The 15,685-nt window shown below is 50.4% G+C and carries 25 protein-coding genes; 2 read left to right on the top strand and 23 right to left on the bottom strand.

All coding sequences use genetic code 11. The annotated features are described in order from the left end of the window. Positions 1 to 65: 65 nt before the first annotated feature. From I6L35_RS20860 to I6L35_RS20815, 10 genes are all read right to left on the bottom strand, one after another. On the bottom strand, positions 66 to 479 hold the full coding sequence (locus I6L35_RS20860; RefSeq protein WP_216980343.1) for an antirestriction protein: 414 nt from the start codon (positions 477 to 479) through the stop codon (positions 66 to 68). Beyond that, the gene (locus I6L35_RS20855) at positions 476 to 766 is read right to left on the bottom strand and encodes a hypothetical protein (protein ID WP_216980342.1); all 291 of its coding nucleotides are present in this window, start codon (positions 764 to 766) and stop codon (positions 476 to 478) included. The genes I6L35_RS20860 and I6L35_RS20855 overlap by 4 nt, the downstream gene beginning before the upstream one ends. Positions 767 to 807: 41 nt before the next feature. Next, positions 808 to 1,089 (bottom strand): hypothetical protein, encoded by a 282-nt coding sequence (locus I6L35_RS20850; RefSeq protein WP_216980341.1) that lies wholly within the window; start codon positions 1,087 to 1,089, stop codon positions 808 to 810. 312 nt (positions 1,090 to 1,401) lie between these two features. After that, a complete protein-coding gene (locus I6L35_RS20845; protein WP_216980340.1) occupies positions 1,402 to 1,749 on the bottom strand; it encodes a hypothetical protein in 348 nt (115 codons plus the stop codon). A 45-nt stretch (positions 1,750 to 1,794) separates the two neighbouring features. Further along, positions 1,795 to 3,507: a DUF4942 domain-containing protein gene (locus I6L35_RS20840; RefSeq protein WP_216980405.1), complete on the bottom strand. Its 1,713-nt coding sequence runs from the start codon at positions 3,505 to 3,507 to the stop codon at positions 1,795 to 1,797. 90 nt (positions 3,508 to 3,597) lie between these two features. Beyond that, complete coding sequence (radC, locus tag I6L35_RS20835) at positions 3,598 to 4,053, bottom strand: DNA repair protein RadC (RefSeq protein ID WP_216980404.1); 456 nt, start codon at positions 4,051 to 4,053, stop codon at positions 3,598 to 3,600. 21 nt (positions 4,054 to 4,074) lie between these two features. After that, positions 4,075 to 4,569 (bottom strand): JAB domain-containing protein, encoded by a 495-nt coding sequence (locus I6L35_RS20830; protein WP_216980403.1) that lies wholly within the window; start codon positions 4,567 to 4,569, stop codon positions 4,075 to 4,077. 639 nt (positions 4,570 to 5,208) lie between these two features. Beyond that, positions 5,209 to 5,391 (bottom strand): hypothetical protein, encoded by a 183-nt coding sequence (locus I6L35_RS20825; protein ID WP_216980402.1) that lies wholly within the window; start codon positions 5,389 to 5,391, stop codon positions 5,209 to 5,211. 447 nt (positions 5,392 to 5,838) lie between these two features. Then, positions 5,839 to 6,096 (bottom strand): hypothetical protein, encoded by a 258-nt coding sequence (locus I6L35_RS20820; RefSeq protein ID WP_216980401.1) that lies wholly within the window; start codon positions 6,094 to 6,096, stop codon positions 5,839 to 5,841. A gap of 68 nt (positions 6,097 to 6,164) precedes the next feature. After that, positions 6,165 to 7,727, bottom strand: coding sequence for a DNA sulfur modification protein DndB (locus I6L35_RS20815; RefSeq protein WP_216980400.1), 1,563 nt, complete (start codon positions 7,725 to 7,727; stop codon positions 6,165 to 6,167). Between I6L35_RS20815 and I6L35_RS20810 the strand changes: the two genes are divergently transcribed. Next, on the top strand, positions 7,726 to 8,085 hold the full coding sequence (locus I6L35_RS20810) for a hypothetical protein (protein ID WP_216980399.1): 360 nt from the start codon (positions 7,726 to 7,728) through the stop codon (positions 8,083 to 8,085). The genes I6L35_RS20815 and I6L35_RS20810 overlap by 2 nt on opposite strands. 52 nt (positions 8,086 to 8,137) lie before the next feature. On the opposite strand, the gene I6L35_RS20805 is transcribed toward I6L35_RS20810, so the two are convergent. From I6L35_RS20805 to I6L35_RS20780, 6 genes are all read right to left on the bottom strand, one after another. After that, the gene (locus I6L35_RS20805; protein WP_216980398.1) at positions 8,138 to 8,323 is read right to left on the bottom strand and encodes a hypothetical protein; all 186 of its coding nucleotides are present in this window, start codon (positions 8,321 to 8,323) and stop codon (positions 8,138 to 8,140) included. A gap of 140 nt (positions 8,324 to 8,463) precedes the next feature. Further along, positions 8,464 to 8,766, bottom strand: a complete 303-nt coding sequence (locus tag I6L35_RS20800; RefSeq protein ID WP_216980397.1) for a hypothetical protein — start codon at positions 8,764 to 8,766, stop codon at positions 8,464 to 8,466. Between the two features lie 2 nt (positions 8,767 to 8,768). After that, entirely contained in the window at positions 8,769 to 9,071 is a 303-nt protein-coding gene (locus I6L35_RS20795) for a hypothetical protein (RefSeq protein WP_216980396.1), read from the bottom strand. 15 nt (positions 9,072 to 9,086) lie between these two features. Beyond that, positions 9,087 to 9,575, bottom strand: coding sequence for a hypothetical protein (locus tag I6L35_RS20790; protein ID WP_216980395.1), 489 nt, complete (start codon positions 9,573 to 9,575; stop codon positions 9,087 to 9,089). Positions 9,576 to 9,585: 10 nt separating this feature from the next. Continuing rightward, positions 9,586 to 11,130 (bottom strand): ParB/RepB/Spo0J family partition protein, encoded by a 1,545-nt coding sequence (locus I6L35_RS20785; RefSeq protein ID WP_216980394.1) that lies wholly within the window; start codon positions 11,128 to 11,130, stop codon positions 9,586 to 9,588. Beyond that, positions 11,127 to 11,936 carry a ParA family protein gene (locus I6L35_RS20780; protein WP_216980393.1) on the bottom strand — a complete coding sequence of 270 codons (810 nt, stop codon included), beginning with the start codon at positions 11,934 to 11,936 and terminating at the stop codon, positions 11,127 to 11,129. The genes I6L35_RS20785 and I6L35_RS20780 overlap by 4 nt, the downstream gene beginning before the upstream one ends. A gap of 337 nt (positions 11,937 to 12,273) precedes the next feature. Between I6L35_RS20780 and I6L35_RS20775 the strand changes: the two genes are divergently transcribed. Further along, entirely contained in the window at positions 12,274 to 12,492 is a 219-nt protein-coding gene (locus I6L35_RS20775; RefSeq protein ID WP_216980392.1) for a hypothetical protein, read from the top strand. Between the two features lie 945 nt (positions 12,493 to 13,437). On the opposite strand, the gene I6L35_RS20770 is transcribed toward I6L35_RS20775, so the two are convergent. From I6L35_RS20770 to I6L35_RS20740, 7 genes are read right to left on the bottom strand one after another with little or no spacing between them, the layout of a single operon-like run. Then, on the bottom strand, positions 13,438 to 13,707 hold the full coding sequence (locus I6L35_RS20770; RefSeq protein WP_216980391.1) for a hypothetical protein: 270 nt from the start codon (positions 13,705 to 13,707) through the stop codon (positions 13,438 to 13,440). 9 nt (positions 13,708 to 13,716) lie between these two features. After that, positions 13,717 to 13,953 (bottom strand): hypothetical protein, encoded by a 237-nt coding sequence (locus I6L35_RS20765; protein WP_216980390.1) that lies wholly within the window; start codon positions 13,951 to 13,953, stop codon positions 13,717 to 13,719. A 17-nt stretch (positions 13,954 to 13,970) separates the two neighbouring features. Next, the gene (locus tag I6L35_RS20760; RefSeq protein ID WP_216980389.1) at positions 13,971 to 14,300 is read right to left on the bottom strand and encodes a hypothetical protein; all 330 of its coding nucleotides are present in this window, start codon (positions 14,298 to 14,300) and stop codon (positions 13,971 to 13,973) included. Further along, positions 14,300 to 14,611, bottom strand: coding sequence for a hypothetical protein (locus tag I6L35_RS20755; RefSeq protein ID WP_216980388.1), 312 nt, complete (start codon positions 14,609 to 14,611; stop codon positions 14,300 to 14,302). Before I6L35_RS20755 ends, I6L35_RS20760 begins: the two co-directional genes overlap by 1 nt. Before the next feature lie 14 nt (positions 14,612 to 14,625). Continuing rightward, positions 14,626 to 14,991 carry a helix-turn-helix domain-containing protein gene (locus I6L35_RS20750; protein WP_216980387.1) on the bottom strand — a complete coding sequence of 122 codons (366 nt, stop codon included), beginning with the start codon at positions 14,989 to 14,991 and terminating at the stop codon, positions 14,626 to 14,628. Positions 14,992 to 15,000: 9 nt separating this feature from the next. Next, a complete protein-coding gene (locus I6L35_RS20745) occupies positions 15,001 to 15,177 on the bottom strand; it encodes a hypothetical protein (RefSeq protein ID WP_216980386.1) in 177 nt (58 codons plus the stop codon). Positions 15,178 to 15,194: 17 nt separating this feature from the next. Further along, positions 15,195 to 15,497 (bottom strand): hypothetical protein, encoded by a 303-nt coding sequence (locus I6L35_RS20740; protein WP_216980385.1) that lies wholly within the window; start codon positions 15,495 to 15,497, stop codon positions 15,195 to 15,197. Positions 15,498 to 15,685 lie beyond the last annotated feature (188 nt).

Genomic DNA, 15,685 nt, shown 5'->3' with positions numbered 1-15,685 from the left:
AAAAAGGGCAGGGGCGCAAGCCCCTGCCCTTCTCTTTTCGCGGCGCTGCCGGCACCACTGCTTTTTCAGTCTAATACTCGCTCAATGATGGCTGATTCAACGTGAGTAGTAGCGTAATTTTTCAGCTGGTCTAACTTCACGCGGATCGCTCCCTTAGCCTGCTCTGGCACCACTTCAGATAGGCCCGTTAGTGTGAAGATTGTAGCGATGATCCCTGCTGCCTGATGGCTTACCATTTCATCAACGTAATTTCCGACCCATAGAACGCGAGCAAGCCCAGGACGATCAGCAGCTAAAAATATAGCTCCATTGTCGGCCTCGAATACATCAAGCGGCCCAGGCATATAGGCATCATCCCCAGATAGAAATCTGAGCGTCATCGCTACATTCTCGGATAATTTCAGATTATACCCAGGCACAATGAACCCATGCGGTTCGATTTGAGGGAGTTTTTTTATCCGCTTACGACAATCAATCACACTGACTCCCCATAAATTAAAACTTCCCCTCCCCAAGAAAAACCAAACAGATAGCTAATGGCTTGGATTGCCAATCCATTAATAGACACAAACCCGAGTAACCATACCCATGAGCCATACAAGGGAGCAAAATAAAATACAAGGAGAGAGACCGCGCACATTGCAATAAACAATGCCATCGCCATGCCGTAATCAACCTTTCTTAAATCCCTATTTGAAACGAGTACCCGCCACCACGCAGCAAGTGATAGAGCCGTCAGCGCAAAGAATGAAAAGACTAATACCATATACACCCCCTAAAGCCTGGGGGCGAGCCCCCAGGCTTTTATTAATTCTGACTGTGAAAACCAACTTTCAGACAGCCATTCTCAAAACTGATATGACGGACGCACTCAAAGCCTAAAGCAAACTCCATATCTGCGCGTGACAGTCTACAATGCAAAGCTTGGTTGTAATCCTGAACTATCATGCTTGCGAGGTGGCCATGTACTGTTTCAAATATGAAGCATTTGGAATCACTCAAGCCAAAGCGAGATTTAAATTGCTCGAGCATGTTGATATCCGTTTTGGTGATTTCTGACACATGAGGGTCTGCGTATTTAATTTCCATGTTCACTCCAGATAATGGGGTCATTGCCCCGACAACACAAACAGTATAATCCCCAAAGGGGATTACTGTCAATCGAATATCAATGTTTCTTTAAAATTATCTGGTAGTCGATAAGTGGTTACTTTGTATGTGCCGCGCGAGTCAAACCCATATTCTGAAAGCGCCGTCCTTAGCGCTTGCTCTTGGGGGCCTTGGCTCCACACGATATGAATACGCCCTAGCCGCTTGTTTTCATGGATATGGCACTTAAGATCTGGATATAGCTCAGTGATGATGCTTTTGACATGTTCTATTGGGCTGCTGCTCATTCTCTCACCACTCGAAGATGATTAGCCCATCAATCCGATCAGCATCTTGATCGAAGATAACGCCTTGGGCCCCTGCTGCGGCCAGGTTCTTTAGATTACTTATCGCCCCTTCAGATATGCCCTTTTCAGCTAACCGGCCTGGCCAAGAATCAACACTGAATTTAATGATCCATCCGTAGTTCCCCCCAAATAAAAAGCCCAGGCAATCATGCTTATCACCATGGCATAGCTCATGCGCTGACAGCTCATTGAGTAAAACACTGTCTTGCTCACTAACATGGGCGGTGGATACGGTAACCAACACACTGATTTCCAATTCGCTCAGATGTGGAATGCTAACAACATTATTCATTATCTCACTCTCTTTAAAAAATGGGGCGCTAACGCCCCATTAGAATTATGCCGCTACGGGCAGGTTTTTAGTTTGAGACAGCGCGGGCACCCAAGGGGTTAAACCACAAGCAGCCTGCGATTCAATCAAAGCGGCATGTACTTTTTCATGCTCGATATATTTTTGCTCTTCCTCACCATTATGGAACTTCCACCAGTCAATTTTACCTAGCTGGATCTTGCCGGTGACCTTTTCGGCTTTTTCATATTGTTGCCAGAACTCAGCGGATACCGAGCTTTCATCATGCGGCAGCCAATTTCTATGTTTCCCGATTGTACGATTAAGCCGGTCTATCAGGTCGGCACGGCGAGGGAACAAATGGAACGTGCCAGCATTCGGATAAAAACGCACATCAAAATAATCAGAGCTCAATCGCGCCCCCTGACATAGCTGTTTAAATGATTCAACGTTTCCAAACAGCTTGCTTAAACCGCTAACTGCATCAGCATGTTTCCCTTCCAACATTGCAAACACGCGATCTATATCATTAAAAAGGTTGGTATCCTCATAACTTAACTGGTTGCGCCACGTATACCCATGCCTGTCATGCGCTGGAATAACCATCCGGCTCATTTTTATTTTGTATGCACAAGTTTTATGCTTGCTGTTACTTTTCCACCCTTGATAATAACAGCGGTTGTCATGGTGATATCTGGTGAACAGGTCAAATACATCACACATCATATCAGTTTGAATCTGCCCCTGTTGAGATACCAACCCCTGAATAAATCCGATTATATTGAGGAGGTCAAATTCAAGCTGGCTGACTTCTTCAAACTGTGAGTTGAGGCTATTTCTGGCTTTGACCGAGAGTTTATCAGTTACTTGGGTACTTTTCAGAACTCCCGACCAAGCCCTTTTTTTCAATTCGCAATAAGCTTTGTTAATTCGCTCGTTGCGACCGTCCATGATTGATTTTGGCACTTCTCCGGCCTCGATGGGCTTATCTTGGGTTTCTGATATCAGCTCTTCCAGGCGGCCAGACAAGATCAAATAACGGGCCTTTGCGTCTTCAGACTGGATCATGGCTTCAACAGCACAACGAAAGTCCAAAACTCTGTTTTCAAGCTCATTGCTTGGCAACATCAATTGATTTTTAAGGTTCTCAACACCTTGGGGGGCCCCCCACTTGCGAGTAACATCACGGCGGAGATCAGTTATAAAACTCATGTCTGAGTTTGATTTTTTAACCAAATGAATGATTGCAATTTCAACAGCGGTTGTACGGTCAGTGTCAGGGCTTAAAAAAGCCTCCTTTAAATATTCGACCTCGGACGCGCTATGATCTTCAATCAAGTTGGCCAGCAACTGCCGTTCTTTTGAAAACGGATTTTTTACCGTCTCAGCATTAACGATTGCAACCAGCTCACCATTATAAAGCAGCTCCCAGGCATGCAAAACATGCTTTGCCCCAACCAAGAAAGGGGGATTCATTAGGATATGACTATAAATTGTTGCTGGCCAGAAATTCAGAAAGTCACTGCCGACCACTGGAATTTTTTTATCTCGTAAAACGGCTTGATTATTAAGATCCATTTCAACGCAATCAACTAGCGTTTCCCCCTTCGTCCAACGCCCCAGGCTTTCAAAAAAGCCAAGCAACAGATCACCACGACCAGCACTAGGTTCAAGCAGTCGGGTAACTCTCTTGTTGAGGAACTTGTTAAACGCCTTGCGGGCCAGGATTGCGCCAGTTGGATAAAATTGAAGGTCTTGCATTTTTCACTCTCCAGATAATGGGGTCATTGCCCCGATGACAAATAGATTATAATCCCCAAAGGGGATTATAATCAACTGTTTTATTTGGATTTAATTTAGAATGCCACGACCAGCAAAAGAATAAGTTTCTCCACCTCCTACAATAACATGATCGAGGAGGCGAACATCTATAGTAGCAAGCGCAGCCTTAATCTGGTCAGTGATATCAATATCGGCTCGGCTTGGGGAGATATGCCCTGATGGGTGGTTATGAGCGCAGATCACGGCTGCTGCATTTACATCCAACACTTTTTTTATAATGTCTCTTGGATGAACATAGGCCGCAGCGATAGATCCTTTGAACAAGGCGACATCATCAATTAAGCGGTGTTTGCTATCCAACAATAACACCCTGAAAACCTCTTGCTCTTCTACGGCTAACTTTGTAGTTAGATATTCCGCCACCAAATCAGGTGAAGTAAGAGACATGCCGCGCTTGAACTTTTCCAAAATGACAGCGTTGGCAGCGGCAATAAGCTCTAACTCTTCTACGGTAAACACACTCATTTCAACCTCCTGATAATGGGGTCACTTTGCCCCTAAAATGCCATGTTCTGAAAATGAATAGGTTTTATCTCCGGCCAGGATAACATGATCAACCACTCGAACACCGACCAAACCTAGCGCAGCTGTTATTTGAGTTGTTATTTCCTTGTCTGCATTGCTCGGATATACAAATCCCTGCGGGTGGCTATGCACCATCAGAATTGCCGATGCATTATGCTCTATCACAATTTTCATTGCGGCTTTGGCATACTTCTGCAAAATCTCTCCCATTACCTCCCTTGCATACACACTTGAAATATCAATGGAACCTAGCGTTAATGGAACATCATCTATCAAGCAAAAAGTCTCATTCAACAACAATATTCTAAATGTATTTTCTTCCATGACTAACTTTGAAGCCAAATAATTTCTAATTAGCTTCGGAGAGTTAAGGAGTGGATACTTTTTAAATCGACTCAAAATGATGTTGTTAGCGGTGGAAATTATTTCCTGCTCTTTGGCGGTGAAGTCTTTCATTTTATACTCCTGATGATGGGGTCATTGCCCCGAGTTCCTGATTATTATAATCCCCAATGGGGATTGCTGTCAAGCCGTTTATTTTCGGGCCCTCCCCTGCCCTCGCGCCCTGCAACCTACCTCATAGCTGCGGGGGGTGCGGGGGGAACGCCCGCATTATCTTTTAAATAGCGGCGGCGCAGCCGCCTTCATCCAGCCTCCCTTCTGACCGGCATTCTTTCACTTCCTCTGGCCACCCCGTCGCTGCATAGTCCGGCCACGCCGAACATGGCAGCGGCGCAAGGTGGAGTCCCGAAGGGAAGCACCTTGCGCCGATGACAGGGGCGGCGTAGGACTCTGCAAGCAGCGGCGAGGTGACCAGGGGGAGTGAGCCGGTCGGAAAGGGGGGCTGCCTGGAATTGCGCATGCGCAATTCCTTCTTGTCTTTGTCTCTGTCTTTGGCGACCGAAGGGAGTTCATACCCCTTGGCGTTACCCGAAGGGCCGAGACACCGCTTGCGGGGCTCGGTGAGCCCCGCTCGCGGGGCGAGTAGACAATGGTTGACCGGCCTTGGCCGGTCGGTTCAAAAGCAGTTCTTTGTCTTTAAACCTGAACGGGTGATACCAATAGCAAGCGTGTAGGCAAGCAAAAAAAGGGGGCTTATCGCCCCCGAAACACCGATAGCAACAGGCTTAAGCCACTGATACCGATGGTGAAGATCAGCATCTTCCGCTTCAATCTTGCGGTAGCGATCTCCTCGCGCAGCTTCAGGATCTCCAGCTCCTGCTTTCTGAGCTCCAGCGCCGCTTTGCGGTGCTGGATGTACTCCAGAGTGTTGCGCATCGTTTTCTCCTGGTTGCGTGGTCAATTTGCCACAGCGCCCCTTAACCGTGGCGTCAAAGTGAGTCAAGCCAGCTTTATCGGCTTTACTCACTGCAGGCGACACGGTAAAGGTTCTAGGCGCGGGGCAAATGACTATGCAATCAGGAGGATGCGCAACACGGAGTCTTCAAGCGCCGCTGGCGCAGGAGGGTGATCAGGAGCTGAAGGCCCAAGCTAAGCTGGAGAACGCCTCCAGCGAAGCGGGAGGGCGCTCTCCGAGCGTGTGCGGGCACGGTCGCTGGCGACCGTGGGCGTTAAGCAAGCGGAGCGCGCAGAGCCCCCTTGGCGTTACCCGAAGGGCCGAGACACCGCTTGCGGGGCTCGGTGAGCCCCGCTCGCGGGGCGAATAGACAAGGTTGGCCGGCCTTGGCCGGCTGGGCCCAACATCATATTTCAGCCATATCAACATCACTCTCCGTCTCGATGTTGACCCTCCTTCAGCAGCTGGATCTCCGCAACATGCTTATTCGCTTTCTGGGACAACATAACTCCGACTGATGACAATACCTTATCGGGAAGTGCAGCTATACGTGACCCTAAGAAATCTGATCCTAGCCATGCTTTTAAATCCTCATTACTCATAGAGGTGGCACGTATCAAAATTGCTGCCTGTAGATCCATTGCCATAGAATCCCATTCATCTTGGGTGTGATATTTCATTTCCATTAACTGCTCCTTTGTGAACGAGTGGCCTAAATAAATATCCTGGGCGATTCCTCACCCAGGATATCAAATCAACCCTCTAGAGAAATATTATTGAACGAGTCTGAAACAATCTTATCCGACTTCAGCATTTCTGGGCTCAAGGTAATACCCATCATGCCCCTTAATACTGATGCTGTGGACACAACGCCAAATGCTGTTTTATTCATTGTTCCATTTACATTCACTGCGCGGAATTTCCATTGAGAAGATGTTTTTTGAGGAACAATATTGGCCAAACCGGATAATGGAGTTAAATCACAGTTAGCCCAGTCAGGCTGGCCCTGGTCATTCAACAACAACGCCCGACAAGCGACCCCTAGCGCCTCTAGGAATACAGCGTGACCTATCAGCATATCTTCCCTTACCTCTGCAGCTGGAATGCTGCCATTCATCATCTGAGCCCATTTGGGAATATGTTGTGCTGCAGCCTCAAAGAAGCGCGTGAAAAATGCCACAGAGGCTTTGCGCTGTTCATCGCCCAGGTAGAACTCGGCATTACTATCATTGATACCTGAAATTGCGGTCAGGAACTTTTTCAGACTGATCACACTCCACAACCTGGACGATTTCGCCCCGACCGAACCGGTTTCCTTTTCGATCCGGTTAGCCAGACCAGGAACGCCGTTCATAACCTCCTTCATCCAAATGTTGAGCAGATCTCGATGATCAAAAAGAGCGCTAATCGCGGTGCTCGGTTTAACCATTTTGCAGTTGATATCGCTAAAAATTTGTTGGCTACGTTTGAGCCCTTCATCAAAGAAGAAGGTGACCGTTACCATTTCACCTCTCAGCTCAGGCCGGCGGCGGATCGCTTTCTCAATCCCAGCCCTGCGATGCTGGCCATCATTGATCAGCATCACCGCATCCAAGGGGATATTGAGAAGTCCCAAGCGCTGGCCATGATTTCCAGGGAGTGCATCGAACCACATTCTGGCGCTAACCGAGCATGTTAATGCTGGCAGGACATAATCAGACGGGTTACCCACGATATAATCACTGATGGCCACCGCTCGCCGCTGGCTCAGTTCTCGCTGCATACGCAGCTCTGGTGGTAAAACCTCATCGTCAAAAACAAACATCTTTTCCAGCTGGATGAAGGGTACTTGCGCGGCGAAAAACTCTTTACCAGCCTGGATGCCACGAACGGCAGGGAAACTGATTGTGATGGAGTTGCGATCATCTGGACAAATATGCTGCTCCAGGGCCTTCATACGAGCCCGCCGAGACGCCACATCTAGCGCTTTGGCCTCTTCCTCGTTGAGTTCGTGTTCGGCCTGAGCCCCAAACAGTTCCATCGCCTCAAAGGGATCCATGCCATACAGCATGAAATCGTATCGTTCACCATTAAACCCCGCAGTTTCCTTTTCGGCCTTTTTCGCCATAATGCAGAATCTCAAACGAGAGTCAGTAACATGAGCTTCATATTGCTGTTCGGTCAGTTCAGGGTAACATTCCCCCTTCTTCAACCGGATATCAGTTGTTACAATAAACTCATCAGACCCCTGTTTTTTAATGGCAGCAGAACGATCATTATGTGAAGAGATAACCTTGCCATAGTTATCCCCTTTAACGATAGAAACGATATAATGCATGATGAATCTCCTGGTTATTGGGTTGCCACCCGATAACCAGCATTATAATCCCCACTGGGGATTATGCAACTTTTTTTGGAGCACATACATGGCTTTATCCTTTACCCCCATTGGCACAAGCAAAACTAAAGAAATTCGCTTTAAGATCCCTGCAGCACTATCTGAAGAGCTTGATGCAGGCAAAAAAGAGCTTCATGAACGAGGCATTGTTATCAATATAAATGAAGAGGTTATCAGAGTTTTGACAAAAGCCTCCGCCGAGATCCAGGCGTATCTAAGAGAGAACCCTTTGCCAGGGGAAGATACGGGATCCAGCCCCACAGACCGGACACTGCTGGACACCAATAAACCGGCATAAAGAAAGGGGGCATTCGGCCCCCTTTCTTTGCGCATGCGCAAGTCAGTCAGGGTTATTTCAATGGTGGGCGTTTAATCGGGGCAGGGGGGATGGGTTTAAATACATTTTGTGCAGGCAACACAAAATCTTGGCCGAACCAAGGCAATCCAGCAGCCTTTATCAATAGCGCAGCAATAAACTCTGAGTTTTCTCGCTGATTAAAGCCGGCCTGCCCTCTCAGTAGTTCGAGAAGTTCCATGGTGGACGGATCCATCCAGATAGACACTTTACGATCCCCGCTATCTATTCTTTTCTGCTGGTATCGCTTGGCTCTCTCATGAGGCAAGAGTGGGTTTTCAACTTTGGGGCGACCTCGAGATGATACAGTCTTCATATGAGTTACATCTTCTGATTCTTGGCAAATTCACGCAACCAACTGTTCGCATTGAACCGAGCCTTGCCAAGCCTGCGAATTTCGGGAAGAGAGCTGTCGTGCATGGTCATCAGGAATATCAGGGTGTACTTTGAAGCCACCTTGTCTCTCCATGCCACCGGCAATCTACGAGAGACCTCCTTGAACCTCTTAACGTCATCCTTGTAACACAAGACTGGAACAGGCAAATACTCAGCTGACGCATCCACATATTTTTTAAGTGGTGGTCTATAAGGTTTCTTTCCTGCGCTGCTTGGTGCCGTTGCCACGACTAATCCCCAATAATAGTCACCTTGCTGACGATTTCATTAATCCGGTTTTGTGAGAGGCCATCTTCTTTTAGTAGGTGCTCTAACACATCAGCAAGCATGTAGTTAATAACTTTAATAGCCGGTCTTTTGCGCTTACGTTTTAAACTATCAGCATCATCATTGCTTTGCTGGTATTCTTGAAGGCGGCTGTGAGAGATTGACATATCCACAGCTGAATTTAGCTCATTTAAAGCATCTTTAATAGATGGGTATTCTTTTGTTTTTAGCTCAACCCATACGGAAACCAAATTAGTATTTTCCATTAATCCCCTCGCTTATCATTCATGTCGTTCTGCGGCTCGATTAGCCCTTTTATCCTCTTCAACCTGCCATGACATAACCAGCCATGCCTCGGCATTCTCCTTGATATTACTTGGCCACTCAGCAGGGATATTGGCTTTTGCATCAGTCAATGTGCCGTGCAGTTTAATCTTGCTATAGGCCCACCATGCAAAATCGCTCGAGTCCGATTTTGCATGTTCTGAGTTGCCCTGGCCGCGATCTATGCCTGGATACCAGCCGTTCCTCTCCAGCCAGCTAAGGGCCGCCTGAATAGCCCAGGCGGGAGCTTTCCCGCCCGTCATCCAACTGTTCAACGTGTTGCCGTAGAGTGACTGGCGTTCGGTCAAGTTCAAGTCATGGGCGCTTGTCAGTAACAACTGAGCTGCCTCTGCAGTGCTGAGCCCCATAGAAAACGTCTCTCGGCGGAATGCCAGGAGCGGCCCATGCCGCTCCTGAATTTGAGTAAAGTGAGTGATTTTGTTCATAACTGGTGCCTTATGCCTTGGCAATGTGGCTGAGAGTAAAGTCCTCAGACGGGATGGTGTAGCGCTGTCCGTTCTTGTCTTGAACCATGACTTCATTCCCAGGCAACAGCACATCGAGACACAGCACAACCGGATCATCATCCACAAAACCATGAATGCTGACACAGCCTACCTCAACCGGAGTCTGCTTGTTGCCCTGGCTGTTGGCCTGTTCAACCGGAGTCTGCTTGTTGCCCTGGACATTGGCCTGTTCAACCGGTGGCAGCTTGTCGCCTTGGCCGCTGGTCTGTTCAACCGGTGGCAGCTTGTCGCCTTGGCCGCTGGTCTGTTCAACCGGTGGCAGCTTGTCGCCTTGGCCGCTGGTCTGTTCAACCGGTGGCAGCTTGTCGCCTTGGCCGCTGGTCTGTTCAACCGGTGGCAGCTTGTCGCCTTGGCCGCTGGTCTGTTCAACCGGTGGCAGCTTGTCGCCTTGGCCGCTGGTCTGTTCAACCGGTGGCTGGTCGTTGCCCTGGTTTTGACTACTAGAGAGCTGCCAATACGCCATAATGCTCTCGTAATCGGTTCGTTCCTCTGGTGTGCAGCAATCCTGCACTGTCTGCATAAAGCTGCGGATCACAGCCAATACCCGAACCTTTACATCGAAAAGGTGTTCAGAAACCAAGAGGGGATCAGTTAGCCAAGATGCTTTAACTTCGTGACCAGCCATCTTGATATGTACTACTGCAGCAAATTTCCCATCAACCAGACGGTCAACATCAACGCTGTAAGTTGCTGTCTGCAGACCTACAGGGCCTAAAAACAATGTCTCGGCCTGTTCTGCTTTTTTGGTAATACCAGGGATCTGATCACCAGCTTTCAGAGCTTTCAATGCTGTCCTGGTGGCCTTTCTGGTTGTCAGTCCCTCAGCAATCATGGCCTCACACGCAGCAGGAGAGAGTTCATAAATAGCTGTCAGGCAATTCAATGTTTCCGCATCATGTAAACCGCCATCATGTAGCTCCTCAACAATGGCAGGCATTTTCAGCAGCTTTCTCATGCGGGAAACCCAGCTGGCTGCGGTTGGCTCGCTCCACGCCTCGATGGCTGATTTGGCCATGGCGATCTCCCCTGGCTTCATCCCTTCAGCCAACATTTGCTCAACAGCCTGCGCTTCTTCTCGGGGCGTCAGATTCTCACGCTGAGTATTTTCAGTCAGCTGATACAAAATGACCTCTGCTGACGACAGTTCAGCCAGGAGCGGATCCACGATAACATCCAGATAGAGATCACCATGAACAGCCGCTCGCCAACGGCGCTCACCAATACAGATCCGATAGCCTTTATCGTCCTTCGGCCATACTTTGCAGGGCTGCAGTTGCTTTTTCTTCATGCTCTCAGAGAGGTTTTCGATTGCGCTAAATTGCACCCTCACCTGCTTGGTTGAGTAGCACTCACTATGATGAACCTTCAGCACTTCTTGGCCAGCCTGGATACCTTTTGCTGCGGTAGCCAACGCGCTCAATTTACCTAATTTAAGGCCGCCCTTTTTCTTCATCGCTTCAGCTGCGCTGCTCATGCCAAGATCTCCTTAACCATAGATACCAGTTGTTCTTTGATATTGGTTGCTGCAACTCGGGCGTTCCCGTCTCTCAGTTTCCAAACAGGGGTGGCCATATCTGCAGCATCAGCGATAGGTTGACGCTGAGCCAATGCCGGCAACGCTACAGATGGGTATTCATTAACCACTTCCTCCAAGTATCCAGCCGTTTTCGCCGCGCGGGTATTAATGCGGTTCGGCAGTAGGGTCAGCTTCGGAAGTGGAGTGTTAACAGTGTTACAAATTACCGTCAGGCGCTGGCACACAGAGGCGATACCATCAACGCTAAACTGCGTGAGCTCCATTGGAAGCAGTACGTTAGTAGCAGCCAGTACACCGGCCAATTGGCGGTTCCCTGCAACAGGCGGGGTATCAATAATAACCACATCAATGTTGTGCTTTTTGATAAGTTGTTCCAGGTGATGGCCTGGATACGTGACAACGCCAGACTCAAAGGGAATAGTCTCAATGTCGGCCAGCTCGGGATCGGCTGCCAGCAGGTAAAGTCCGTCCTGAGTTTTGAGCAGGGGGAGATCTGGCATTTCGTCACAGAACAGGTGACTGGAACAGAGATAGCCTTCAGTGTTGAGGGCTGTGTGGCCAGTCATTACGTCGGTGAAATTACGTTGAGGGTCAAAGTCAACGGCCATCACAGTCAACCCTGCATCCATCACGGCATGGCAAACATGTTGGCAGTAAGTGGTTTTACCTACGCCGCCTTTCTCGTTGGTGATGGCCAAGATCCGGCCTGACAGTTTCTTCATAAAGGTTTTCATGTTCTTCATCACTAACTCTCCTGGTTATGGAATCTCGTTCCGGTGGGTCACTCGGCAAGCTGAATGACCGAGAACGTAATTGCATGCTACAGCAATCTGTAGCATTCGCAAGTAAATTTTGCGCATGCGCAAAAAAAATGTGCCGGTAAAGGCGCACTCCCGTTCGAGTCTATTTTCATTAATTTCACTCAAGAGAGGATCTTGGCGAGGTGGGTAACCAACGAACCGAAGGCTGTCCATCAGACCGCTTGCGGGCTGTGGGCAGGTTGGTTATCCATGGAGCATATATTTTAAGTGAGCGCATCACATTAAACATAAAGAGGCTTGAAGTTAACCCGAGAGGCTGTTGGCTGGCCAGCTGCCGGTGATCGGTCAGATGAATACCAGGGCGGGGCCCCTGCAGTCGTTCCTGGTCATCGGTGCAGCCGTTGGCCATCGATCCGGTGGTGCCGGCCAGCAGCTGGTGATCGGTCGTGGAGTACCAGGGCAGGGCCCCTGCAGCGGTTCCTGGTCGCCGGTGCAGCCGGTGGCCATCGAGCAGGTGGTGCCGGCCAGCTGCCGGTGATCGGTCGGGGAGTACCAGGGCGGGGCCCCTGCAGTCGCTCCTGGTCACCGGCGCAGCCGGTGGCCATCGAGCAGGTGGTGCCGGCCAGCTGCCGGTGATCGGTCGGAGAGTACCAGGGCAGGCCCCCTGCAGTCGTTCCTGGTCATCGGTGCAGCCGTTGGCCATCGATCCGGTGGTGCCGGCCAGCAGCTGGTGATCGGTCGTGGAGTACCAGGGCAGGGCCCCTGCAGTCGTTCCTGGTCATCGGTGCAGCCGGTGGCCATCGATCCGGTGGTGCCGGCCAGCAGCTGGTGATCGGTCGTGGAGTACCAGGGCAGGGCCCCTGCAGCGGTTCCTGGTCGCCGGTGCAGCCGGTGGCCATCGAGCAGGTGGTGCCGGCCAGCAGCAGGTGATCGGTCGGGGAGTACCAGGGCGGGGCCCCTGCAGTCGCTCCTGGTCACCGGCGCAGCCGGTGGCCATCGAGCAGGTGGTGCCGGCCAGCTGCCGGTGATCGGTCGGAGAGTACCAGGGCAGGCCCCCTGCAGTCGTTCCTGGTCGCCGGCGCAGCCGGTGGCCATCGATCCGGTAGGCGGGCCAGCTGCCGGTGATCGGTCAGGGGAGTACCAGGGCAGGGCCCCTGCGGCGGTTCCTGGTCGCCGGCGCAGCCGGTGGCCATCGATCCGGTGAGCTGGCCAGCAGCCGGTGATCGGTCGGGGAGTAACAGGGCAGGGGCCCTGCAGCGGTTCCTGGTCGCCGGCGCAACCGGTGGCCATCGATCCGGTGAGCTGGCCAGCTGCCGGTGATCGGTCAGGGTAATACCAGGGCAGGGCCGCTGCAGTCGTTCCTGGTCGCCGGCGCAGCCGGTGGCCATCGAGGCGGCGGGCGGGCCAGCAGGCAAGCGTAGCGTGACAGGCGGTGCTGGCTTGCCTTACTTTTTGTTCTTTGTCTTCACCACGAATTTTTCCCTTAATTTGTCTGCTTAGAAATAGTGATGGACTTACCGGCCTGGGTCACTGTGTACCCAGCGGAGCGCACCTTTTCCATTTCCCATGCCGTTTCTTCATCAAATCCAGCCAAACGGTTAAGTGTAACGTCAAAGCCTTTCTTACGAAGTGAGACGATAGCATCCTGCACTTCAGCGTGAACGCGTTTGCGTTCACTGGCTTTCATGTACTCGCTGACCCCCCACCCGAGTAAACCGAAAATGCAGGCTAGAACGAAATAATCTGCGTTCATTTTTTTCCTCTATAAATCCAATGCCTCGACAATCGCCCGCTTTGCGTCAGTCCTCGTCAGGGCTTTAATCGTTCGCGGGGTGCCGTGCTGGCGGGGTGGCAGAGTGACGGGACAAAACGGAATGGAGCCAGCCAGATCACTGGTCACAACGTTGGCACCGTCAGTCCAATAGAAGCACTCTTCCCCTACCGCCCATGAATGCCGACCATCGAGTTTTCCCAGGTATTCCAGATCTGATTGCTTCATCCCGTATTTCCTTTATCTCAGTGCTTGATGCACTGGTTATCAATTCCGAAAGCACTTTCCAGAGCCGCCCTGATGGTGTGGCGCTGGGCGTCAAATTCGGGCATGGACGTTTCGAGAATCTTTTCGTAAGCGTCAGCCATGATCACCGCGATGATGCCATCATCAAGATCCAGCGTCCCACAGTAGGGAATGCGGGTATTAAAATCAGGCGACTTAACAAACAACTGGCCATTCACAGATACGATGCACATGTCAACGCGATAGTCTGGGATGGTCAGCGTTTTGATCACTTCGATATGGTCTGCCATGCCTTTTTTCCTCGAAATGGGCCGGTTGTCCGGCATCATCAATAATCCATAGCGGGGAAGATGGTGCTTTCGCCGCAGTCAATCAGTGCTTTGCCTTCACCTTCTTTCACTCCGCATTCGATGCGGGCACCGGCAGGAATAATCAGAGCGCCATTAGTAGTACCTGCGGTTGCTTTCAGAAGCTCGGTATACGCCTTGCCAGCTTGCCGTTTCCACGCAGCGGCATCACGTTCAGCCCTCACTTCTCTCTCCAGAGCTGCGTCCAAAACGGTTGCTAATCCGGCAACAATCAACCATCCAGCGACAGCAAAAATGATGGAAGCAACAAGCATTTTTCTTTCACGGGTCATCTGTTTTTCCGATATCAACTTGAATGCAAACTTAGTGCATGAACTTGGCGAGCGATTGCGCAAACATCCTCTTTATCTAAGGCATGCAAGTTATGAACTATTAGGCGGTGAGCGGCGACACTATCTTGGCAATGAGTGTTAGGAAATTCTTTAATCGCCTCTTCCTTTATGGTGTCTGGATCACCAAAAGTTAGCCAGTCCAGACTTTGACCACTCACCCCTGAAATATTCACGGCATCAATCAGCTTAGGCTCGGTCTTACCTGATGCGATTCTTACTAGGGTGCTTACACTGATGTTGGTCTTGAATGCCATCTGCTCATAGGTTCCCGCTGATAATATTGCTTGCTTGAATCGCTCAGCTCGTGACTTATTGGCCATTATTACCCTCTAACAGTTTGACCGAAGGGCCGACAACCTTTCTTTTGCCAGCTCTACCAGCGCAGCGGCAATAGCCTCATCCATAGGGTCATCGCCAACATGAGGCATGTCACTCGCCACGATAGCCTCTAGCTCTTCCTGTGAAGCGCCATGCAGGCGCTCACTGACGTAATCCATAATATTCATGCCGTTTCCCATCTGACTTATTGTGTGGCTGTTTGGCCCAGCACATGCTCAACGATGTAGCGTTTGCGTGGCGACACATCCAAGCGCCTGAGCGCCAGGCGGAGAGCCTGTTCGATGGCATGAGCGCTACCAGCGAGATAGCCGTCTGCATAGTCGTTGTCGCCGCACCGCCCGTAGCCCTCCAACTTGATGTTCGCTCTAGCCTCAAGTAACCCCTGAACTAAGCAGTCCGCAGGGGATGGTTCTCCCAGTGTCTCTTCTGGCATTCCATCCCAATATGCTTGCTCCTCTGGCGACATGATGCCGTCTTCTGTTTCCATGATTTTTTCCTCGACAAATGGAGCCATTCAACTTGGCTCTCGAACCCGAATGAATTTGAGCGCATCGCTATAGCTACGAACTGCCACATTCTGAAAGCCCGTCAGAACAAGCCTCCCAGCCTGGGCTCCGTGACCGCAACTATGGACAGGATCTTTCACAATCAGATGCCCGTTTTCATGGACGCTCA

Source organism: Aeromonas sp. FDAARGOS 1405 (assembly GCF_019048265.1).
GTDB lineage: Bacteria > Pseudomonadota > Gammaproteobacteria > Enterobacterales > Aeromonadaceae > Aeromonas > Aeromonas veronii_A.
This window is presented reverse-complemented; position numbering and strand designations above follow the sequence as displayed.